General features: G+C 51.4%; 22 protein-coding genes. 8 read left to right on the top strand and 14 right to left on the bottom strand.

The annotated features are described in order from the left end of the window. Positions 1–6: 6 nt before the first annotated feature. The 6 genes from BD_RS02620 to BD_RS02595 form a co-directional block, all read right to left on the bottom strand. Positions 7–1092, bottom strand: coding sequence for an imelysin family protein (locus tag BD_RS02620; protein WP_011163146.1), 1086 nt, complete (start codon positions 1090–1092; stop codon positions 7–9). Positions 1093–1127: 35 nt separating this feature from the next. Next, positions 1128–2474 (bottom strand): hypothetical protein, encoded by a 1347-nt coding sequence (locus BD_RS02615; RefSeq protein ID WP_011163145.1) that lies wholly within the window; start codon positions 2472–2474, stop codon positions 1128–1130. A gap of 161 nt (positions 2475–2635) precedes the next feature. Continuing rightward, on the bottom strand, positions 2636–3661 hold the full coding sequence (locus BD_RS02610) for an NAD(P)H-dependent flavin oxidoreductase (RefSeq protein ID WP_011163144.1): 1026 nt from the start codon (positions 3659–3661) through the stop codon (positions 2636–2638). Between the two features lie 11 nt (positions 3662–3672). Further along, positions 3673–3912 carry a DUF1653 domain-containing protein gene (locus BD_RS02605; protein WP_011163143.1) on the bottom strand — a complete coding sequence of 80 codons (240 nt, stop codon included), beginning with the start codon at positions 3910–3912 and terminating at the stop codon, positions 3673–3675. Then, entirely contained in the window at positions 3905–4465 is a 561-nt protein-coding gene (locus tag BD_RS02600) for an inorganic diphosphatase (RefSeq protein WP_011163142.1), read from the bottom strand. Before BD_RS02600 ends, BD_RS02605 begins: the two co-directional genes overlap by 8 nt. Positions 4466–4482: 17 nt before the next feature. Beyond that, positions 4483–4884 (bottom strand): HIT family protein, encoded by a 402-nt coding sequence (locus BD_RS02595; protein ID WP_011163141.1) that lies wholly within the window; start codon positions 4882–4884, stop codon positions 4483–4485. A gap of 187 nt (positions 4885–5071) precedes the next feature. Between BD_RS02595 and BD_RS02590 the strand changes: the two genes are divergently transcribed. Next, positions 5072–5746 (top strand): response regulator transcription factor, encoded by a 675-nt coding sequence (locus tag BD_RS02590; RefSeq protein ID WP_011163140.1) that lies wholly within the window; start codon positions 5072–5074, stop codon positions 5744–5746. 101 nt (positions 5747–5847) lie between these two features. Further along, a complete protein-coding gene (locus BD_RS02585; protein WP_011163139.1) occupies positions 5848–7641 on the top strand; it encodes a hypothetical protein in 1794 nt (597 codons plus the stop codon). 11 nt (positions 7642–7652) lie between these two features. Here the strand turns inward: BD_RS02585 and BD_RS02580 are convergent, their stop codons facing one another. Further along, on the bottom strand, positions 7653–9170 hold the full coding sequence (locus BD_RS02580; protein ID WP_011163138.1) for a L,D-transpeptidase family protein: 1518 nt from the start codon (positions 9168–9170) through the stop codon (positions 7653–7655). 245 nt (positions 9171–9415) lie between these two features. Between BD_RS02580 and BD_RS02575 the strand changes: the two genes are divergently transcribed. Next, the gene (locus tag BD_RS02575) at positions 9416–11104 is read left to right on the top strand and encodes a hypothetical protein (protein WP_041583446.1); all 1689 of its coding nucleotides are present in this window, start codon (positions 9416–9418) and stop codon (positions 11102–11104) included. Positions 11105–11107: 3 nt separating this feature from the next. Then, entirely contained in the window at positions 11108–11941 is an 834-nt protein-coding gene (locus BD_RS02570) for a S1 family peptidase (RefSeq protein ID WP_011163136.1), read from the top strand. 50 nt (positions 11942–11991) lie between these two features. Here the strand turns inward: BD_RS02570 and BD_RS02565 are convergent, their stop codons facing one another. From BD_RS02565 to BD_RS02540, 6 genes are all read right to left on the bottom strand, one after another. Next, a complete protein-coding gene (locus BD_RS02565; RefSeq protein WP_011163135.1) occupies positions 11992–13131 on the bottom strand; it encodes a citrate synthase in 1140 nt (379 codons plus the stop codon). Between the two features lie 137 nt (positions 13132–13268). After that, positions 13269–14162, bottom strand: coding sequence for a PP2C family protein-serine/threonine phosphatase (locus BD_RS02560; protein WP_011163134.1), 894 nt, complete (start codon positions 14160–14162; stop codon positions 13269–13271). Between the two features lie 23 nt (positions 14163–14185). Beyond that, positions 14186–15355, bottom strand: coding sequence for a hypothetical protein (locus BD_RS02555; protein WP_226987976.1), 1170 nt, complete (start codon positions 15353–15355; stop codon positions 14186–14188). Further along, complete coding sequence (locus tag BD_RS02550) at positions 15333–16097, bottom strand: class I SAM-dependent methyltransferase (RefSeq protein ID WP_226987975.1); 765 nt, start codon at positions 16095–16097, stop codon at positions 15333–15335. Before BD_RS02550 ends, BD_RS02555 begins: the two co-directional genes overlap by 23 nt. Then, positions 16073–17140: a prenyltransferase gene (locus BD_RS02545; RefSeq protein ID WP_011163131.1), complete on the bottom strand. Its 1068-nt coding sequence runs from the start codon at positions 17138–17140 to the stop codon at positions 16073–16075. The genes BD_RS02550 and BD_RS02545 overlap by 25 nt, the downstream gene beginning before the upstream one ends. Further along, entirely contained in the window at positions 17137–18093 is a 957-nt protein-coding gene (locus BD_RS02540) for a polyprenyl synthetase family protein (protein ID WP_011163130.1), read from the bottom strand. Before BD_RS02540 ends, BD_RS02545 begins: the two co-directional genes overlap by 4 nt. A gap of 92 nt (positions 18094–18185) precedes the next feature. On the opposite strand from BD_RS02540, the gene BD_RS02535 reads away from it, so the two are divergent. The 3 genes from BD_RS02535 (at position 18186) to BD_RS02525 (ending at position 19850) form a co-directional block, all read left to right on the top strand. Then, positions 18186–18614 carry an acyl-CoA thioesterase gene (locus BD_RS02535; protein WP_011163129.1) on the top strand — a complete coding sequence of 143 codons (429 nt, stop codon included), beginning with the start codon at positions 18186–18188 and terminating at the stop codon, positions 18612–18614. 10 nt (positions 18615–18624) lie between these two features. Then, positions 18625–19080 (top strand): YkgJ family cysteine cluster protein, encoded by a 456-nt coding sequence (locus tag BD_RS02530; RefSeq protein ID WP_011163128.1) that lies wholly within the window; start codon positions 18625–18627, stop codon positions 19078–19080. A 155-nt stretch (positions 19081–19235) separates the two neighbouring features. Continuing rightward, on the top strand, positions 19236–19850 hold the full coding sequence (locus tag BD_RS02525) for a L,D-transpeptidase family protein (RefSeq protein WP_038451351.1): 615 nt from the start codon (positions 19236–19238) through the stop codon (positions 19848–19850). An 11-nt stretch (positions 19851–19861) separates the two neighbouring features. Here the strand turns inward: BD_RS02525 and BD_RS02520 are convergent, their stop codons facing one another. Beyond that, positions 19862–20521 carry a hypothetical protein gene (locus tag BD_RS02520; RefSeq protein ID WP_011163126.1) on the bottom strand — a complete coding sequence of 220 codons (660 nt, stop codon included), beginning with the start codon at positions 20519–20521 and terminating at the stop codon, positions 19862–19864. 154 nt (positions 20522–20675) lie between these two features. On the opposite strand from BD_RS02520, the gene BD_RS02515 reads away from it, so the two are divergent. Further along, a complete protein-coding gene (locus BD_RS02515; RefSeq protein ID WP_226987974.1) occupies positions 20676–22604 on the top strand; it encodes a hypothetical protein in 1929 nt (642 codons plus the stop codon).

The following is a 22604-nucleotide window of genomic DNA, read 5'->3' as shown; positions in this document are numbered from 1 at the left end:
TCCCGATTACATGTCCAGAGTCGGAAGAACTTCAGACTCCAGTGTTGCGTGAAGTGCGTTCAGAGCTTCAATTGCCGCCTGAGTGCGGGCACGGCCGTCTTTAGTGAAGATCGCCTGACCGAAGTCACCACCACCTGCTGGACGGATCGCTTCGATCAAAGCGATGCAATTCAGGATGTCAGCTTCAACACGAGCTGCCAAGGACGCATCCACTTTTTCAACCAAGGCTTTTACGCCCGGGCCTTTGTTGTTTTTGTAGTGGCCAGTGTAGATGCTGTAAACGGAACGGATGTTGTGCTGGAAGTCTTTCAAAGAATTCCAGGCAAATGGAGATTCAACCAACGCCATGTTCGCAGAGCCGATGTCCGCGCCCATTGGGTCAGACATTTTACCGTTGGCAACTTCGTCAACGATACCCATCATGCCTTGAACGAATTCTTCCATGACGGCTCTTTCAGAAGAGTAGAATTCATTGTTCAAGCCCGGAGTGCTGATCACTTTTACGTAACCTGGAGCCGCCGGGTTTTCCGGATCATAGTTCGTCGTCCAGGCGTGAGCCAGTTCCGCCGTGTGTTCAGCCAAAAGCTGTGCACTTGCTTTCAAGTACTCAAGTTGTTTTGCAGTCAAAGAAGCTGCTGGTTTTGTGTTGGAAACTTTGCCGTCACCGAACAGCAGATATTCCAAAGTGTGGAAACCCTGCAGGTTGGTCCCCAGTGCACGCACCAGATCCACAGTGATCTTGCGGTTGGAGGACATAACAGAGTCCAAATCCAACTTATTCAAAGGCCAAGTGTCTAACAAAGGATCGATACCCAAAGAATCCACCGGACCGAACAGGAAGGATTCAGAGCTTTCCCAAGGAATACGAGCTGCGCGCCAAGCGGCCTGAGCTTTATCCAGGTTTTCCTGATTGGTGCTGGCTGCCAAAGCGTCAACTGCTGCAGACAATTCCGCAGTTTTAGTCGCCAGGTCGTTGTAAGTCGCAAGAATCACGTTGTAAGAAACATGATTGATGATTTCTTTGTTGGTTGCAGCTTGGGCCGTCGCACCGGCGAACGCCACTGCTGCCAACATCATTTTAAGAGCTTTCATTTTAAGTCTCCTTGGTTGTTAATAAAAAATTTAAATTACTTTTCAAAAGCGGACAGATCGAAACCGAAGGCCACGTTGGCCTGGTAGGTTTCAGGCAAACCTTCCAGTTCGGTTTTGTCGCGGGCATACTGCACCTTCATGAAGGCCGCCGTATCCCACATCCACATGAAACCACCCGAACGGCGGCTGACATCGTAACGCGGATTTTTAACGATGCTGCCCTGAACATCTGCAAAGGTGTTCACGTGTTCGGCTTTCAGGAAGAACACCAGACCCGGAGTTTCCCAGTCATAGGAAAGCTGCACGGATTCCAGACGGGCTTTGTGACCCAGTGGCGCAAACGCCTTTGGTTTCGCCAGACCACCCAAAGTGGCGTTGGCTGCGGATACTTTGTCTGAATTGTCCAAAGAACCTTCAATGTACTCCGCTGCGATACCAAGACCTTTCCATTTGTAGTTGCCCATCACGGATGTGATGCGGACCACAGCAGGAACTTTCAGTTTGTCGACTTTGTAGCGGTTGTCCGTGGTGTCACCAGAGTACTGGGAAACCGCAATGCCCGTGCCTTTGGAGACGGAGCCGAATTCAAGACTGAACAACGTCGCCAGATTGTCGGCATTCATGCTTTCAAAGTGGCGCTGATAACCACCGCCCACCCACGAGTAGGTACGGAAGAACTCCGAGTTCAATCCATTCACCAAAGACACACGACCGGTGAAGCCTTTGTATTTCTGTTCAACACCTGCGCCGGTTTCAGCCCAGCCCAGTGGAATCATGCGGCCTTCAAGATCAGAGGCCAGAATGGTTGGGTACTTGTGTGGTTTCGTTAGCACAGAGCCCAAAGAGATGAACAGAGGAAATTTACCAAAACGCACGGACGTGTCGGTCTTTTTGAAATCCTTTTTATAGTAGATTTCGTGAAGGACAACTTCCCCGCCCTTTTCGATCTCCTGTTCAAATTCCCCGAACTCTTCGAAGGGATCGAATTCAATGGTCGTACCGACGCCACCGTGTTCAATTTCAACTTCGAACTCGATTTTAGAGCTGTCAGTCAGTTTGTATTCACCCTCAAAGGCAAACTCTGCCAGATCCATGGAACGACGAACGATCGGTTCAAGGTTCTGAACGGTTTTAAACGTCTCGCCTTGGGAAAAGGAGATGTAACCATACGATGTGAACTCAAATTGCGGGTATTCTTTTTTGACTTCAGTGACAGTCGCCACTTGGCTCAGCACCGGAGCTTCTTCCGCCTCGTTTTCAATCTTTGGTGTGCTTTCGGTGGTCGACGTGCCTTGAAGCACCGCCGTGGTGGTGGTCGTTGTTTTCTCCTGTGCCTGGGCAGCAGAAGACATGGCAAAAATAAGTGCAAGGGCCCATTTCATTTATCGAGTTCTCCAGTGAGGCCCGTTTGTAGGCCCGCCCCCGGAAACTGTAAAGACCCCGCACCTTATTTAGCGATAAATGAGAAGGCCTTGAACGCCAACTGAAAGCTTACTGATAACCCCACCCTAGGTGGCGGAAACTCCTGAATAATCTGAAAATTCTACCGACTTAATGTGGCCATATACTCAGCCACAGAACACGCCCTCAGAGAGCCCAAACCTTGTCCTGACCACAGTGACTGAAACTCAGGACGACCGCTTTCCTGCGCTTTTTTTCGCAACGGAGTCGTCAGCCAGTGTTGAATTGGATAGTCCGGAGTATCAGTTTCGTGAATTTTCATTTCCCGGGAAAACCGATTGCTCAATCCTCGAGACCAGCGACCACTGAAGACTTTAATTAGTTCTGTATCTTTGGGTTTTCCTTTGAGCAAAAGGTCCCGGTATTCCTGTGAAGCTCCGCTTTCGTGACAGACCAGGAAAGCCGTGCCGATTTGAACCGCAACCGCACCGGCAGAAAGCATCGTTTGCATGTCTGCTTTGCTCACAATTCCACCAGCGGCGATCACCGGGATCTGAAACCTTTCCGATATCTCCTGAACCAGATTTTTCGCAGGCAACAGCGGAAACTTTCCATCCAAAAAAGACCCGCGATGACCTCCGGCCTCCAGGCCCTGCGCCACCACCGCATCACAACCCTGCTTTTGCAAATACTCTGCCTCTTCCAAACTGGTGGCAGTCCCCATGACAAACACGTTCAGAGATTTCAGCGCCGCCATCTCTGACGGCTTCAGGCACCCGAAGGTGAAACTGAAAGCAGGGACTTTTTCTTCCAGCACAACGGCAAATTGTTTTTGGAAAAGATCAGGGTCATAGGAAAGCTCAGGAACGGAATCCATCCCCAGTTCCCGATAGAATGGCAGCAGAAGTTTCTTCATTCTTTCGACCTGCAGCAGATCCACCGCCGGGGACGTTGGAATGAACAGATTCACCGCAAAAGGTCTTGTGGTCAAATTTTTTACTTTTTGAATGAGCAAGCGCAAGGAATCCGGTGACATGTATCCAGCACCGATCGAGCCCAGCCCCCCGCTGTTACTGACAGCAGAAACCAGCTCGGCTGTGGTGTAGCCTCCCGCCATGGGGCCTTGGATTACGGGGACCTCTGTCAGCTTCCAGTGGGCTTCAGGCACAATTGACCTCGTTACTTGAACAGGAATTTGAAACGCGGAACTTTCTGCCCTTCAACTTCAACAATTTCATTCCACATCGGCAAGGGTCGGCACCACAGACGGCCAACCGAGTTGTTGTAAAGGGATTCGTAAAACACCATCTCATCCAGGCTTTCACTGTGCCGGCCGACGCCGATCACACGGTATTGTTTGCCGGAATAATGCTGATAGATACCGCCAGCAACGATGTCGTGGGCTGTTTCTTTAATCATGGCCGCTTTCAGACTGCTTCAACAGCGTCGTTCGTTCCTGTTTGTACAGATCAAAGGCCTCTTTGATGATCTTCAGGGTTTCCGGCAGATCGTGGAAGCCTTCGACTTCGACCTTTTTGTTTTCAAGACCCTTGTAGATTTCAAAGAAGTTGCGGATTTCTTTCAACTGGTGCGGCGCCAGATCCTTGATGGAATGGATGTGCGCCATCTCGGGATCATCTTCATGAACCGCAATGACCTTGTCGTCCATCTCGCCCTGATCGAGCATGCGCATGCAACCCACCGGACGGGCCCGCATAATACTGAGCGGATACACTTGGGCCTGACCCAACACCAGAATGTCCAGCGGGTCATGATCACCACAATAAGTGCGCGGAATAAAACCATAGTTGGCAGGATAGTGAACCGAGCTGTAAAGCACCCGGTCCACTTTCAGAAGGCCTGAAACCTTGTCCAGCTCGAACTTGGTTTTGGATCCTGCGGGAATTTCAATCAGCGCGGTCACCACTTCCGGAGCTTTTTCTCCGGGACTCAAATCATGCCAGGGATTCATAGGGCCTCCGTATTAAGTTATTTCATCGCTTCCAGGTGTTTGATGATTTCAGACTGGATCTGTTTCATCTCGGCATCGGAACGGCGCTGGGCGCGTTTGAAATCCAGATCAGGAATGGACCATGCCGGGATCAGGTGCAGATGATAGTGCGGAACCTCAAAGCCTGCGACAATCTGTCCCACACGCGGGGAACCTGACGCCTTCAAAATGGCTTTTCCGATCTTCTGGGAAACTTTGTGAAGATGAGCGTAGGTTTCAGACGGCACTTCTGTCCAATGATTGATTTCTTCTTTGCTGATCACCAGCGTATGTCCCAAATTGACCTGATCCAGCGCCAGGAAGGACAGGATGCTGTCGTCTTCATAAATTTTATAGCAGGGAAATTCGCCGTTAATAATTTTGGTGAAAACTGAAGCCATGAGGTCTCCTTACATTTGCTAAAAACTCTGGGAAATCATGCCTGATCCCAAGGGCTTTGACCAGCTTCAACACCCCGGGTCCCCGTTTCAAACCGGGACATTGGCCCAGCTTCCACAATTGCTCAATACTCCCCGGTAAGAATAAGACCTGAGACAACCACGAAGCCTATGGTAGGCTGGAGACTATATGAGCACTATTTTTCTGCTTGAAGATGACCCAGTAATTGGCAAAGCCGTCCAACTGCAGTTGGAACTCGAAAACTATAAAGTAGAGTGGGTGCAAACCCTTGCTGATGCCAAACGCCAAAGCGCAGAATGCAAAGCAGATCTTTATCTTTTGGACATCAACCTTCCCGATGGCAGCGGGATGGATTTCTGCAACTGGTTGCGCGCCCAAGACCAGAAAAATCCCGTGATCTTCCTGACCGCACGCACTGATGAAGAAAGTGTTGTGCAAGGCTTTGACCAGGGCGCCAATGACTATGTTCGCAAACCCTTCAGTCAGCGCGAACTGATTGCCCGCATCCGCAACCAGCTGGCTGACAACAAGGCAACACTGGAACTGGTTCGATTTGCCGGCCTGACCCTGATCAAAAATCAGCAGGTGCTTAAGAATGGCGAAGCTCTGATCAATCTGAACCGCCGGGAATTTGAAATCCTGACGACGTTCTTTGAACACCCGGAAACAATTGTGACCCGCGAACAGCTGATAGAACGCCTGGCTTCGGGCGAGGAAATATTTGATCGCACCGTAGATTCCCACATCAGCCATATCCGTTCCAAGCTGACCAAAAACGGTGTCACCATGGTGAAAATCAATTCCGTCTATGGCCAGGGCTATCGCCTGGAAAAAGCCGTTTAATCCCCGTCCCTCCACAGGATCTCACTTTAAACCGTGAGGTCCTAACTCCATAATCGCTCAATACTTGCCCGCTATCCTGAATGTGTAAATAAGGCGGGACCATGTTACAAAAAATTCTTCTGACAATTTTTCTGATCACACCGGCGCTGGCCACGGCACAAACTTCGATGTGGGGCACTGGAATGTACGGCGGGATGCAAAGCTGTTCCACCGGAATGCGTGCGGGCAACGGCGCCACCAGCGTCGATGACGGCACCAAAGAAATTCAGGCCGAACTGCAAGAGGCCCAGCAGCAGCTAAAAACCAAAAAGGCCGAAAAGAAAAAGATCGACCGCACCCTGCAACGAACCCGCACTGATGTGGAAAAATCCATCTCCAGCGACTATGCCGACTTTATCTTTGAACACATGGAAAATTCCCGCCGCTGTGAAGAGTACAAGGGCCTGCAGGAGCAGTCCGGGGAATTTATCGCTCAAGGCGAAGAAGGTGGCGAAGCCGCAGCCCCCAACGCCGACATGATTCCGGTGTATGGTTTTTCCACCGCGGAATGGTACCAGTACTGCGACCGCGGCAAAGCGGGTTCTGTCAGCGGATCAGTTTGCTCCAATTCCAAATACCGTGAAACTGATGGCGGCCGGGGCAGCGATGCCACCACTTGTAAAAAAGGTCTGTCAGACTATCGCAAGCAGTATTCCCAGTCAGAAAAACTGCAACGTGAAATCGAACGCATGGAAAACCAGATCACCAACCTGAAAGAAGATCTGAAAGACGCCAAAGCCGACGCTTTGGAGGACCGCCGCAACGGCCTTGCCTCTTCTGACACTGAAGGTGGCGTTTGCGTCGAGTGTATTGCTCAAGGAAATGGATCTCAGGCCTCCGCTCCGAAAACAGATTGGGCCAATGTGATCGCTAACGTGGGCACAGGATTGTTCGCGTCGTATGTGGGTTACAAACAAAATCAGATGGTTGCTGAATACAACTCCAACGCCGGCTGGCCGACACAGTCCTACCCGGCTTTGAGCTATGGATACCCCTATCTGATGGCGGGTCTTTATGGCGCGGTCAGCGGAGGCACCGGTCAGGGCAGCTTCGGCTGTGGCAGTGGTATGAACGGCACGGGCAACATGAATGGCGCCATGGGCATGACAGGCGCCTATGGTATGGGTGGCATGTACGGAAATGCCGGCATGGGCGGAGCCTTCGGGTATCCCGCAGGCATGATGGGTAACACCATGGGTGGCGGAATGTATGCCTCCGGCATGGGCCCGTGGGGCATGAACGGAATGAACATGGGCGGCATGGGGGGCCTTGGTATGTACGGCGGCGCCATGATGGGTGGAATGATGGGCAACATGATGGGCTATGGCTCCATGATGGGAAGTATGATGGGCGGATCCATGATGAGCAGCATGGTCGGCGGACTTGCCGGCTATGGTGGAATGATGGGGTCCATGATGGGTAACTATGGTTCAATGATGGGTTCCATGACTGGCAGTATGATGGGTTCTATGATGGGCACCTACAGTGGAAGCATGATGGGCTACGGTTCGATGATGGGATCCATGACCGGATATGATTCTTCTTCGATGGCACTGCAACAACAGATGATGCAAATGCAGATGCAACAGTATCAAACAGCGATGCAGTATCAGCAGCAATACCAGCAACAGATGGTGCAGAAATACCAAACTGTGTCTTCCCTGCAGCAAGAGATGTACAACCTGATGTATCGAATTCAGCAGGTGCAGTACGGTGGCACAAGCTATCTGGGTGGAACACTCAGCTCCAGCACGTCGTCGGGACCAACACCGATCTACTCCACCGGCACCAGTTCCCTGGCACCGGTACCGATCATCAATTCTACAACCACCACAACGATTCCAGCCGGACGTTAATATTCAAGAACCTACCAGGCACCCAGTCTTAACAAACGGGTGCCTTGTCTGTAAGAGTCCTCGGCAAAGCGCAGAATTCCATCAGAACTCAGCTGCGACGTCAGGAACACCATATAGACCGGCATCTGCTGTTTCAGTTGAACCTTGGTGTCTTTATCCAGCACTTCCCCGGGTTTTGCCATATAACGCTCGATCGCAGCGCGGTCCCATTCAGTCCCCTTCAGCAGGTATTCGGCAAGATCCACGGGCTTTTCCACCCGCACACAACCGGAACTAAGCAGTCGATGAGGCTCGGCGAACAATTCCCGCTGATTCGTATCATGCAGATAGATCGCATAGGAATTGGTCATCATAAACTTCAATGAGCCCAGGGCATTCATGCGATGCGGGCTTTGACGAATATAAATATTGGCATCCTGATTTGGATCCATGTTGTACCAGTCAATACTGGCCGGATCGAACCTTTGAGTGAAGGACTTGTTCCAAACCTGATAATGACGGGTATCAAAGTATTCGCGGATCTCCCAAGGCCATAAATTCTTGATCTCTTCGACCTTGTCTTCGCGGAAGATCGTCGGAGGCACCACCCAGAATGGATTGATCACGATGTAGACGATCTTGTCTTTCATCGTCGGAGACTTTCTTTCTGGTCGACCGTTGATCGTGCGGAAACTCATTGAATAAAAGCCCCCTCCACTCTTGTCGACCAGGCTAAAATAGGACATCGCCAGATTGATAAAGATATAGCGGTCTTCAAAGTGCTGAGGGAACCAGCGCAGCTTTTCCATATCCAGACGGATCTGGCGCATACGATCCTGACAGGACACATTCAGGTACTTCCAAGTTTTGCCGCCTGGGGAAATTTTGCTGTCCGGTTTAAAACGCAGGTTCCACTGAATGTCATTCACCGCCGCCACCACTTTGTCATCAAAGACATTGTCCAGACTGGTCATGGGATATCCCAGTTGAGTCATGCGTGTTTTTAAAGGAATCAAAATGGCGTCTTTACTCCCCAGCTTCAAAGTCTTTTTGACTTTGGGCAAGGCTGGCCACAGGTTGTTTACACAGGCATTGTTCAATTTGCGAAGACTGTCGCGCAACGCCAGATATTGAGGAGACTGCGGGGACATTGATTCCAGCAGCACATTGGGATTTTGTCCGGCGGCAGCCAACGCAGTCTCGAGCTCCAGGGCTGTCGGGAATTTTTTCTTGGTCAGTTTCACATCCACACCCACCAGGGCCGGATCGACAATTCCAGTGGAAACATTCTGCAGCAGGCGCAGATAGTTAACGCTCGCCTGATTTCGCAGAGTGGGATTGAGTGGATCAACCAAAAAAGTTTGCTCCATTGAATCCGACCAGTAGCTCTTCGCATTGACTCCATGATCCCCTGACTGTGTCATCACCCAGCGCAGTTCACTTACCGGAATTCTGTCCACAACGACCAAGTAGTCCTTTGAATTCTGCGCGTTCGCACTCAAAGCAAGGCTCAGAACAGTCAAGAAACCCATGAGACGCACCAGCTCCATAACCCCTCCTCATGTCTTCTTTTAAATTAATTTTGTCTCCGTTCTTGCGGCATTGTTAGGCTGGGTCTGGTCGACGGACTTGAAGATTTCCAAAACAAAACAAACTGGATGTTTTGCCACAGAAAACTGGCTCTGACTTTGCTCCTTATCAGTTCAGGTAACAATATCGTTCGCCGGCTGCAGTTCAATGCGAGTTCATCGCATAAAAGATCTACAGCTGTTGAACTTTTTTGGGAGGTCTCAAAATGAGATGGTCGAAATCGATTCTCACCCTGGGCTTGATCGCGGGTTGCGTAAATTTGGCTGCATGTAAAAAGCAGTCCAACAATCCCGTGCGCACTGCCAAGATCTCAAAAGCCTCGGCTCCCCTGACTGAAAAGCAAAAAGCAGAAAGAGCCGCAATGACCTCAGCACAACTGTGCTATCAGGATCTGTGCGCTTCTCAGTCGACAGAGATCTCTTACGAAACTCTGATGACAAAAGCAGCTCAGCCCAGCAAAGATCAAAAGGACTATTACCAGCAACATTTGGAAGCACGCCTGAAAGAAGCGATCGATGCCAAGGTGCAACTGCACACCACAACCCTGAATCAGTTGCAGGCGAAAGAATCCGAATTTGCCAATGCCGAACTGAACGAAGCGCAGATGCGCTTGATCAAAGTCATCTATATCCTGAACGGAAAAGAGATTTCCGAATCCGACCAAAAAGCCATTTTTGCCAAAATTTCCACCTATGACTTTGCCAAGGCCGAAGCCCGGGCAAAACTGCAAGGACCCCAAGCTTATCTGTTGTCCATGCACCCGGACAAAACTGTGATGGATGCCGCCCGCGCCGAAATCAGTCACATTCTGGAATTGCAGGAAGCACTGAACACGGCTATCGGCTTTAAGTTCATCGATATGGAACACGGAGCGATCGCCCGCTTGAAAGCTGGTGGCGCCGCAGACGCCTCTGAACTGAAAGATCTGATTCAAAGCTCCTATAGCGTGCGTCTGGTGCACATCCTGACCTTGAAGGACACGGCTATTGCCGACGCCCTGCCACTGAAGTCAGAGACCATTCGCACCCATCTGGCCAAATCCGACCTGAAGGCCCGCCTGCAAAAGCGCCTGGCAGAGGCTCCGAGTCTGAAATCAGCCTGCGAAGTGCGCATATATCAAGGTCTTAATCTGTATCCGGAAGTCAAAGATGTGACTGCCTTCCAGGAAAAGGTCGAAGTGGTGCGCGAACAGGTTTTGAAAAACCTGAACTCGCAGGATCCCGCATTTGAGATCGTAAAAAAGATTGCCGTCTATATGCCTGAGTCCATCAACGACCTTTCTAAATCACTGGTCCAATCCCTGAACGACAGAGCCCGCACCGACAGGCTGCAGGTGGAAAAGCTTTTAAAGATGGATGCGTCCACCACCCTGCTGCTGGGATCCCTGCTTTCACAGACTTTGGGTGAAAACGACCTGCTTTGCGAAGACCTGGTAAACCTGAATATTTCTGACTTCGCAAGCCCGGGCCTGACCGGTATCAAAGTCAGCTGGATGTCCGTGAAGCTTCCGACATATGGCATCTCCATTCTGGCGCATGAGTTTGCCCACCACGTATTTGCCCATGCAAAACAGTTTGAATCCGCAAAAGCCTGTCTGGCTGACAAGCAGGGCTCACAGCAGTTCCTGAATGAGGACTTCTCGGACGTGCTGGCAGCCAAAGTTGTGCTACAGCTGCAAAACGTTCTGCCTAAAAAACAATCGAACTATGGTTGCTTCTTTGCTTCCGAGGAAAAGGAGCCGTCTTTAAAAGTTGACGGGGCTCAAGCCGTGCACTCCTCGGGTCTGTACCGCGCGCTGCAAATTGCGCAGGTTCGCAAAGAATTAATCCCGGACACTTGCAAAAAACTGGTGACTGCGCAAAACTCCAAAGCCCTTAATTCCTGCGAGATGTAATTTGTGAAAAAGTGTTTTCTGATTTTTCTGTTCTTATTAAGTGCCTGTGCGCCGGCTTTGCAAGAGCCGGTGACCGAGCATTTGCTTCAGGAAGATCTGGATTCTGCTATTGTCGGTGGCCGTCGCGTACGAGCGAATGATCCCCGTGCAAACTGGGTGGTGATGGTCCGCGGGACCAAAGGATTCTTTTTATTCAAAGGATCCGGCATCTGTACCGGTGCCTTTATCACAGAGGACATCGTACTGACTGCGGCTCACTGCGTGACCGAAAAAGGTGCCACTTATGAGGTTGCCTATGGCTTAAGCCCCCTGGAGGAAAAGCGCAAGGTGATCAAAATCGACAAAGTGCTGGTGCACGAAGACTATGCACCATCCACAGAGTCCCTCAATCCCAACGACATTGCTCTGATCAAGATCCGCGGCACCAAACCGGCCCGCTTGAAGGTGCTGGGTCTGCAAGTGGAACCACCGCTGGAGCAGCCCACGACATTTTTAGCCATCGGCTATGGCAACACCGCGGCCGGCCCCAAGATCAACGAGCGTGGAATACTGCATTCCACCCCGACGATCATCACCGATATCAATGACACCCACCTGATTGGAAATCAAAGAAACGGAATCGGGATTTGCCAGGGAGATTCTGGCGGACCGCTGCTTAAGGCGGACGAAAAGGGCGAACCGGCCATCATTGGCATCACCCACGCGACCTTCCGGTACAAGGGGGACCCGGTCAATTCCAACGAGTGTTACAATCGGGCGGCCTATGTCAATATCGCCCATCAAATGGCCTGGATTCAGAAAAACGTGGCCCTTATTTCAGACGAGCCTCTGAAATAAAAAAGGGAGCTTTGCAGCTCCCTTTTTCATTCGATCTTAAACCGAAATTCTTAGCGTTGGTTGGCTGGAGTCCATTTCAGACCCTCTTTGCCTGCCCATTTGCCACGAGGACGGTAGATACGGTTGTTTGCGTACTGCTCGAAGGCGTGTGCGCACCAGCCGGAAATACGGGAAGCCGCGAAGATCGGCGTGAACAGATCTGTCGGGATGCCCATAGAGAAGTAAACAGTTGCAGAGTAGAAGTCCACGTTCGGCATCAAGCCTTTTTCGTTGAACATGGTGTCGTCGATCAAAGTGGACATTTCATACATGTGGTGGATGCCAGCATCTTTAGTCAGCTTGTCGGACATGCCACGCAGGATACGAGCGCGAGGGTCGCCGTTTTTGTAAACGCGGTGACCGATACCCATAACTTTTTCTTTTGCAGCCAAAGCGTCTTTAACGAACTGCTGAGCTTTTTCCATCGTGCCGATTTTTTGCAGCATCAGGATCACTTGTTCGTTCGCACCACCGTGCAAAGGACCTTTCAACGCGCCAATAGCAGAAACGATTGCAGAGTGAAGGTCAGACAAAGAAGAAGCGGTTACGCGAGTTGCGAACGCAGAGCAGTTCAGCTCGTGGTCAGCGTGAAGGATCAAGCACGTGTCCATCACTTTTACGTGCTCAGCTTTTGGCTCAGCTCCGCCGCCCAGCATGTACATCATGTTCCAAGCCATGGATTTGTCAGCTTTAGGAGCTACAGGCTCTTTGCCTTTGCGGATGGCATCGAATGCACAAAGAAGAGTTCCCATTTTCGCAGTCAAACGAACAGACTTGCGCAAGTTTGCTTCAGCGCCGTTGTCGTTGGCATCAGAATCCCAGTGAGCCATCAAAGAAACAGCCGTACGCAACCAACCCATTGGGTGAACGTTGGTAGGGATTGCTTTCAAAACTTTGATGAAATCAGGGCTCAAAGCCATTTCATTGCGAAGTTGAGTGGAGAATGCCGCCAGCTCTTGAGCATTTGGAAGTTTGTCGTTCCAAAGAAGATAAGTTACTTCCTCAAAAGTGGAATTCGCAGCAAGATCATCGATCGTGTAACCACGGAAATTTAGAGAATCACCGACGATAAAAGACACTTTCGTCGTACATGCAACAACGCCTTCCAAACCCTTGTCCAAGGCGCCTTCATAGATATTTACTTCAGCCATCGTAGTTTCCTTTCTGACTTATCAAATACTTCTTTTTTTAAACATTGTAGACTTAACAGGAGTTTTCACAAGTTGTCACGCGGTTCCCGATCCTAGGTCTTACAAACCAGGCCACTGAAAACATAGTAAAAATCAGATTAGCGGGACGCCAGTTTAATGACCCGATCCTTCACTTCCGTGACGATCAAAGTCTGATCCCGGACGGGATCCTGTTTGCCTGAGTACCGCTCATTCGAGAGCAGAATCTCGTTGCGCAGCTCGTGCACACCCTGCTTCGGGGCCCGAGAAATCGCCTCGGAAATCCCGTGTCCACCCCAGTTCACACCCAGGGAGTTTTGGGACAGCTTCAAACCTTCGGTCGCCAGTATCAGGCGATCCCGCGGATTGAGCTGGATCACCCGGCTTTGTGGCTCCGTGTTAAAGTCCTTACCAAGGCTAGGACCGGTCGGCAGAAGCTCCACCAAACTGTCCTGACCATAGACCTGCATGAAGCCGTCGATGTTTCCGACAGAGCAGTACTGCATTTCGAAGCTGCGGCGATCCACGATCCCGTAAAACACGCTGGCCTTGTCTTCATTCTGAATGGACGGCACCACTTCCTTGGCCAGCAACGCCAGCACCTTGTGAGCCTCCAAGCCCCGGCGGGCCTCGATCTGCGAAGAGATTTTGATGATCACGGAAAGCAGCACCGAAGACAGCGAATAACCGCTGGCACTGGAAATCAGAATGCCGAATTTGAGTTTGTCTTCGTGTTCAAAGATATCGAAGTAGTCCCCCCCCGACCGCGTGCCGGGAAGGAATTTGGTGCTGAACTCAAAGCCCTGGACATTGGGAAGCTCGGTGGGCGAAAGAAACTTTTGCATGACCTGCGCCAGCTTCAGCTCCTGGCTGATCTGCGCAATCATTTTTTCCAGAGCGCCGTTGGCTTTGGACAGCTCAAGGCGATAGCGGTGAAGTTCCGCCTCTTTCACCGCCAGTTCGTGTTCCAGTTCTGAAATTCGCTCTTTGAGTTCGTCTTGTTCTTTTGCCATGACGGCTTATAATAAATTCTTTTTTACGCCCAGTCGTGAAGGAACAGATTCAGTTGTTCTTCTTCGGCCTTTAGTCGGGCTTGAATGTGTTCGGGCACCTGCCCTTCTTTCAAACTTCCCAACCCCTGAAGGTGATAGCGGATCTCGCTGTGTCGTTTGTGGACTTTTTCGCGGGCCCAGGTCATCGCGGTGACAGACAAAAGCTCCCAGCGTTTCCAGGTCGGACCGAAATAGCGGGAGGCCTGCACTTCATCGACTTTCGCGTTGCCGCCAAAGTGTCCCCAGATCATCTGTGCCACCCACTGCACAGCCAAGATCAAAGCAAACAGCAGGACAAACTGCAGGGTCTTGTCCTGAGCCGCCGTCGTGCCACTGGTGAAGCCCAGATTCAGCAAAGTGCGAACTTCCCCGGCCATCATCATTCCCAGAAACGCCCCGCTGGCTGACACCATCGCAAACTGCGATCCAATACGACGGCATTCCTGATTCAACGAACGGCTTTGCCACCAGAAGAAGATCATGCGACCCACACGTTCACCGGCAACCAGCCCCAGGGCCGCGTTGAAAGAGATGGTGTTGGTCAATAACAACCCCAAAGCCAAAGCCAGGGACCAGAATTCCAGCTGCACAATCAAACTGATCAAAGCGGCCAGACAGAAGAAAGCAACCACGGTCGGGAAACGGCCATCGGCCAGGAAATAGGCCAAATCACTCTGCCCCAGGGTCGTCATCAGAACACTGGCATTGCGAAGCATGGTTTCGCCACCCACCAGGAACAATCCGGTGCCCAAAACCCAGCCCAGAATATTTTTAATCTGCACGGACATAAAAACAGTCAGCAGACCCACACCCGCCAGCCCCAGCAGGAAGTAGCCGTTGAAACTCATGAAGAGCAAACCCAGAATCAGCACCCACCAGGCCCCCAAAGTGCTCAGACACATCAACAAAGCACTGGGACGAGTCCCCAGAACCCGCAGATTCAAAAGTGCCATCCCGGAATACAAAGATTTTTGCGGGGACGCCTCCAGCACCACCACATCCAAAGCGCGGATGAACATCTTCCCCAGGGTTGTTTCCAGCCCCTTGTCCAAAAAACTTTTTTGCAGGCCAGAGAAAACCACCGCCACGTACTTTTGTGACAGATAAAGCCCCAGCATCATCATGACAAAACTACCCAACCACATAAGTATCATAGCGAACCACCTTTCCCTCGTAAGAATGACGAACGCCCGGCAGCAGCTCTTCAGCCTGCATCGGACGCTTCACCACCACGCGCTTCACCGGCCAGGTCAGGGCCTCTTGCAGAACCAGACTGGCGTCATCGTCGTGACCAACCAAATCACGGAAGACCACCATCTCCTGCTTGGGAAGTGCGGATTTCTTTTTGTGCGGATACATCGGATCAAAATAAATGGCGTCCACTTCAAGCAGACCCTTGTTCTGTTTTAGAAACTGCAGGCTGTCGGCAAAGTGCAGTTCATAGGATTTCAGAGAGTCCTTTTTAGTTCGGGCAAAGGCTTCTTTCAAAAGAGCGTACAGCACCGGAGAACGCTCCACCCCGATCACCGAAAATCCCAGCTGAGTCAAAAACACACTGTCGATACCCATACCGACAGACAGATCCAGAATTCGGCGCGCGCCTTTGGCCACGCCCAGGGCTTTGGCAATCAGTTCATTTTTGCCGCGATGGCCTTTGCGCTCGTAGTCCAGATGATTTTTATCGAAATCAATTTCTAGCAGGCGCTTTTCCTGATCGCGCACATACACGCCCTCAGGTTCAACGAAAAAATGAAAGAAGTATTGTTCGGGGTTTTCAGGGTTCAGTGGCGCCTTCAGAAAAGACGCCCAGGCGACAGCCTTGTCGTGGACTTCCGGGGCGGAAGCCCGAACACAAATGCGGAGGCCGCCGTCTAGCGAAGCAGATACCAAAGACACTCAAAGACCCACATGCCAATGGCGATCAGGAACAGATAAAAACCAGAGCGGAACACCTTGCGCATCTCACTGCCCACGGGGCTTGAGATATTTTTCAACTTATAGATGAAACCCACAGAGGCAAAAGCCAGAACCACCGTCAGATAGACACCCCAGTAAAAACCAGCGTATGTCAGATGATAGGTCAGATTGAAAACCAGGAACAGAATCCACCAGCCGGCAATCAGACGACGGGCCTTATCAAAACCCAGCCAGTTCACGGTGTTCGTGAATCCCGCCTGACTGCTGGGGAAGATATTCATGAAGTTTCTAAGGTGCACAACAAAGAGCACCAGCCAACCCCACACACAGCCCAGCCAGAACGCTTCCACATCCCCCGGAACCCCCATCGCGATCTGAAAGCCCACAGTCAACAAAGGCCCCAGCATCACAAACAGAGCGAATTCACCCCCGATGCGGTACTTGAAGGAATTCTGTTTTTTAAACTGAGCCCACAAGCCGACAACCAGACTGACCGCAAAGATCCCCGCCAGTTGCGGGAAAGCAAACAGCAGTGGCACCGCACACACCAGCGCCATGAAAAGGAAGAAAGAGGAAAGATGTTTCACCTGAGCAGCCGTGATCCAGCCATTTTGGATGGCACGGCTGCCGGAACGTTCCAGCACTCGATCAACACCCTTCATATGGTCCATATAGTCGTTGCGCAAGTTAATGGAGATAAACGCCAGCAAAACACCGATGGTGGCAATCGCCGTGGTCACCGGATCTTGCATGGTTTGATCGTCGATATTCTTGGTCAGAATCAGAAACAGCGGCAGAAAGATCAGAAGGAAGGTGCGCACCTTGTAAATCTGGGACATCTTGGCCCAGAAAGAAGGTTTGGTGATCTCGTTTAACGGCAGCACACGAAACGTCACCAGCTCCGACGCGGAATTGACGTTCAGGGTCTGCTGCGGCAGAGCCCGGTGTGTTTTGGAGAACGTCCCCAGCAAATAGGATTCAAACTGGGCGTCTTTTTTGGAAAGCGTGATCAGTTCACTCACGAAGGCTTCCTTCTCCAGTACAAAATCTCGGTCAGCGGGCGCAGTTGATCAATCAGCTTTTCTTCGCCCGGCTTCAACAGGGACTTCAGGCGCTCCAGATGATGATCATACATTTTGATCAGGCCGCGGTTGATCTCGTCGAATTCCGCCAGTTTCTGGTCAAAGCGCGCTTTGCCGCCGACGTTTTCGTAGTACTGCTCCAGAGTTTTGGATTTCACGATATGGTCGATTTCATGGCGAGTGGCCCCGGCACACATGAACGCCCCGAAGGAATTCAGATAACCGGATTTCAAGTCACCCAGGATCGCTTTGCCTTCGTCGTTACGGATGTCGTAATCCAGAAGGTCATCACTGCGCTGGAACAACTGACCCAGCAGCGTGCCCATTTCAGAAAGAATATTGTGCAGTTCCTCGTCGTAGCGTTCTTGCGCGATGAACGGCGCACGGATGCACCACTTAAACAGACTTGCGGTCTTCAGATTGTGAATGCGATCCAGTTGTTCCATGGTGACGAAGAAATCGCCCACCACAGAGTCCTGCAACCATTCACCTTCCAAAAGATCAGAAATCACTTCCGCCGTGTACTGAACCAGCTTGATGTTGCCGTGACCGGAAAGGTTCACCATCACACGCGCCAGCAGATAGTCACCCGCCAGAACCGCGTACTCCGGCGTGTATTTCAGCCACGCAGCTGTCTTGCCACGGCGAAGATGAGAGCGGTCGATCAGATCATCATGAAGCAAAGAGGCGTTATGAATGAATTCGATTGTCTGGGACAAGAGCAGCTCAGTTTTAGGTTCAATGCCCAGGTGAGCCGACATCATGCGGATCAATTTTGCGCGGAAGCCTTTGCCGCCGGAAAACAGGTCCTCGTAAAGCTTGTTCAGCTTTGGCAGGTACGCCGGAAAATCCTTTGGATCATAGACTTTAAGATCAATGACGCTGCGTTGCAATTTTAACTCCTGAAGAGGTCGAATAGTCCCGCTAACTTCGCGATTTATCTGCTTGCTGTCAAGGGCTTCAAGGCCGTAAAGTCCGAGACATTATGAATAAAGTCTTTCGCACGAAAAAGACCATCACCTTCAGGGATGCCGACCCTGCGGGAATCATGTTTTTCGGAAATATTTTTGGTTTCGCCCACGATGCTTTTGAAGAGTTCATCGTCGACGCCGGCTACACTTGGAACGAGTGGTTTTCCACCCGCGACCTGATGATCCCCCTGCGCCACACAGAATCCAACTTTCTGGCGCCATTCATCCCCGGCGAAACCTATGACGTGAATGTATCCGTCGCAAGTTTTGGTGAGACTTCCTTTAAAATGAAGTACGTCTTCACCCAAAAAGACAAAACCCACGCCATCGTCACCATGGTTCACTCCGTGATTGATGGAAAGACAAAACAAAAGGCGACCCTGCCGTCGCTGATGAAATCCCGTCTGGAGCCTTATCTGGAATCCACCGGTCAAGGCTGCTAGAGGAGCGCGCATGGAAGAGTTTAAATTCACAGGAAAAGAATGGTGGCGCGAAGGCGTTCGTTTTGAATGCACGGGTTCCGGCAAATGCTGCACCTCCCACGGAGAGTACGGCTTTGTATACCTGAGCCTGGAGGACCGACAGCGTTTCGCCAAACACCTGAAAATGCGCACCGGCGATTTCACCCGCAAATATTGTGATATGACCGGCGGTATCTGGCACCTGAAAGAAGACCCGAAAAACCCGGATTGTATGTTCCTGAAAGGCAAGGGCTGCAGTGTCTATGAGGCCCGCCCGACCCAATGCCGAACCTGGCCGTTCTGGCCGGAGGTTATGAACGCCAAATCCTGGGCCAAGGACGTCAAAGCCTTCTGCCCCGGCGTAGGCAAAGGCCCTGTGATCCCGGCTGAGCGTATCGAGCAACAGATTCGCGAACAAATCAAAAGCGAACAGGGCTGGGGCAAGTAAGCTGCTTCAGTTTCCGCCCCTGCCGGGGCTGCAGCTCTACCGGCTGCCGCCGAGGCTGTCCAAGCTTTAGACAGTCAGGCATTTCTTACCGTTATCCAGCAAATTCCATGATTGCAATTCTGGAAAGTGAGGTCCCTTGTGTTACAAAGGACCTCATGAAAAAACTCATCTTCCCCCTTATTGCTTTGACGCTCGTTTCCCTGCAGTCTTTTGCCGGTTCTAAAGCCACGGACCGTTCCTACAAGTACTGCGATGACATGACCCAAATCGACAAGTTGCTGGATCGCAGCCGCGAATCTGTAGAACGTATCCAGCGCGAAGGTTTGAATATCGAACGCATCGTCGTTTCCAAAGACAAACGCCAGTTGTATCTGGTTTCCGGCGACACTTTGCTAAGAACTTACACGGTGGCTTTCGGCTGGAACTTTATCGGTCACAAACAATTCGAAGGTGACGGCAAAACTCCGGAAGGCATCTATTCCATCGATTACAAAAATCCAAAAAGCCAGTTCACCAAGTCTTTGCATGTGGACTACCCGAACAAAGCCGACATCGCCTATGCAAAATCCCAGGGCCGCTCCCCGGGTGGCGACATCATGATTCACGGCTTGCCTTCCAACCCACAGAAATACGAGCGCATCAGCAAGATTCACCCGTATGACTGGACACTGGGCTGCATCGCCGTGACCAACAAAGAAATCGAAGAGATCTACGCACTAGTGAAAGAAAGAACCCTGGTTGAAGTCTGCAAAATCAGCCCAACCAAATAAGAATTGAAATATTAAGGGCGGCGTAACTGATACTTGCGCTGCACGCCTTCAAGGCACGCCAGCTTCCCGCCCTCATCAAAGACCCGGTCACACATCAGCACTTCCTCGCGCACAATAAACTTGTTGCGCAGTCTTCCCAAACACTGAATCTTTTCGTCATCACTAAAACGATCCGCACAGAAGCCCACCGCCTCCACAGTAAATAATTCCGCGGCGGACATTTCGTTCAGACAACGACGTTTGTCTTCATCATGAAAGAAGGACTGACACAAACGGGAGGCGGCCTGCAAACCCGGGCGAGGATCCACTTTCAGACGCGTGCGATAGGGGAAGGGTCTTTGAATCCCGGCCAGACAGCGGGCCTTTTCATCGTCGAAAGTCAGAGACTCACAGACGTCCACTTCCTCCGGGCGGATATCCCGGTTCACAATGCCCGCCAGACAGTTCACACGGTCGGAATCGAAATTCTGGTTGCGACAGATTGGCAGAGCCTCTTTGGTGACCCAGTTGGCGCCGCTTTCCAGGCGCACGCATTGTGGGATTTCATTTTCATCCTCAATCATCAGACAGAACTGCAGCGCCGCCTGCAGCCCCGGGATCGGATCCGGAACGGGGATTGAATGGGCCGGAACGGAAACCAACATCAGTGCGAAAAGAAAAATCTGTTTCATAGCGAGACCTCGCCCCCAACTATCCCCCTGAATATGAGGGGACTCAAGCTCTTATAGCTCAGTTTGATGCGGCAATCTTACATCCGACAAAAGTTGGTCAAGAATCTCAGTTTGAATCTTTAGGGGACCACTGGACCTGTCGATGAGTAATGTCATGATGAACGTAAGTGGCAAGAATCTCATAGTTTTTATCCTGACAGTGTTTGCGCTGACTGGGTGCAAAGAACCCGAGATGCAGCTTTCAACCCTGGGCAAGAAGCTTCCGGCTCCTTCCCTTAAAGGCAGCAGTCCGTTTGAGCAGGACTTCGACAGCCAGAACTATGCGCGTGTGCAGGGAAGCTGTGATTCCCGCGTGGGCACGATCCTGGTCAGCTTTGATAAAAACATCTGGCACCAGCCCCCGTCTTCACCTGACTTGACCGACACCGCCCTGTCCGCCGGCATTACTAATGACTCTGACTGCTCTGATGGCAGCTTTGACATCTACCTGACCAAGAACGACCTGCAGAATATCTGGGGCATCACCACTGGCTCTTCCGGAACCACCGGATCAGGCGTGGACTATATCTATATCAAAGGATCCTCGATCATTGGGGACACAGAAACACTGACCCTGGTGGATGGCGACGTCAACAGCCCGGGAACCGGCCCCAACTCGGGGGTGGCAGCACTGGTGGTTCTTGAAAAGAACTGGCCACGCGGCTTTGCGGGTTCGGACCAATGCGGCTCCTTCATGGCTTTCCTTAATACCGAAAACGGCCAGCGGGCCACTCACACGGCGGATGTCAGCTTTAAGCTCAGCAAAACAGTGGCAGGTTCCACCTATTCGGGAATCACTGCCTATAAGAACTGGAGTGACTGCCACAGTGATTCCAATATCACTGACACCTTCACCATTCCGGCCGGCTCTGATTATACAGAAATCATTTATCGCTTCCCATCCACCCCGCTGGATGCTGTTTTGAATTTCAAGATCATCAACACCTCAGCCCTGCGTGCAAGCACAACGGCGGCGGCAGTGACTCTGCGAAACTCCGAAGCCTCTTCCACATATCGTTGGTTGTCGCTGGAAGAGCACATGTTCCAGATCTACAAGAATACTTGTTATCCGATCCGCCTAAGATCCAATAATTTCAACAACAGTCCGGCCTACGATCAATTCGGCGGCACACTGGATCTGGTCGCCAGTGATGCGCGCATGAAGTTCTATACCGATGCTTCCTGCGGCACTGTCACCTCCAGTTACACTTTCAGCAGCTATAATTCCCTGATTGTCGGCTATGTGAAGTTCTCAGAAGCCTCATCAACGGACACCATGGCCTCTGTAAACCTCACCATTACCGGGGCGGTTGGCAACAACTATTACTACGATGCAGTCCCTCTGAATTTCCGTGTGGATCTGAGCAGCAAGTCCAGCCCTGCCAAACTGGATATCTGGGGTCCTCGTGATATCGCCAACGGCTATTGCAATGCCTATAGTGTCGCGACAATGAATGCCAACGGCACCTTATTGCCGACCACCAGTAATTTGACCGTAAACCTGGCAACCCAGGAAAGCAATCTGGGGCAGTTCTTTGCCGATGAAACCTGCGCAACACCGATCAGTACTGCCGTCGTAAGCAAAGACACCGCACTTAAAAAAGTTTATTTCCGTGCGGCAGCGGCCAACGCCGGGTCCTATCACTTTAATGTGAATGCGCCGGGATTGACGAACCACACGCCAATCGTGAACATCAGAACTCCGATCACACAATTTAAAATTGCACCGATAGATATGATTGCTGGTGCCTGCAAGGCGGTTTCTATTGGAGTTGCCGACGGGGCCGGGATCTTCCGTATCGCCGACCAGACTTACAATGCACCGATTTCAATTTCCATCACACCCACACCAGGCAGCAATGTGATCTTTGCTGATCCGAGCTGCAGCGTGCCGGCTTCGCCAAGCTATATCACGGTGGGATCTGGAATGGGCGCGGCAGTTCTGTACATACAAACCGCCGGCTTGAACGGCAAGATGCTGGACCTCACTGTTTCCGCAGTCGCTGGAGTGTCAGGCTCCGCCTTCAACGGAACCTTCCAATAA

Origin of the sequence: Bdellovibrio bacteriovorus HD100 (assembly GCF_000196175.1) — a bacterium.
Classification (GTDB): domain Bacteria; phylum Bdellovibrionota; class Bdellovibrionia; order Bdellovibrionales; family Bdellovibrionaceae; genus Bdellovibrio; species Bdellovibrio bacteriovorus.
The sequence above is the reverse complement of the archived record's forward strand: the minus strand, read 5'-3'. Positions and strand labels throughout refer to the sequence as shown.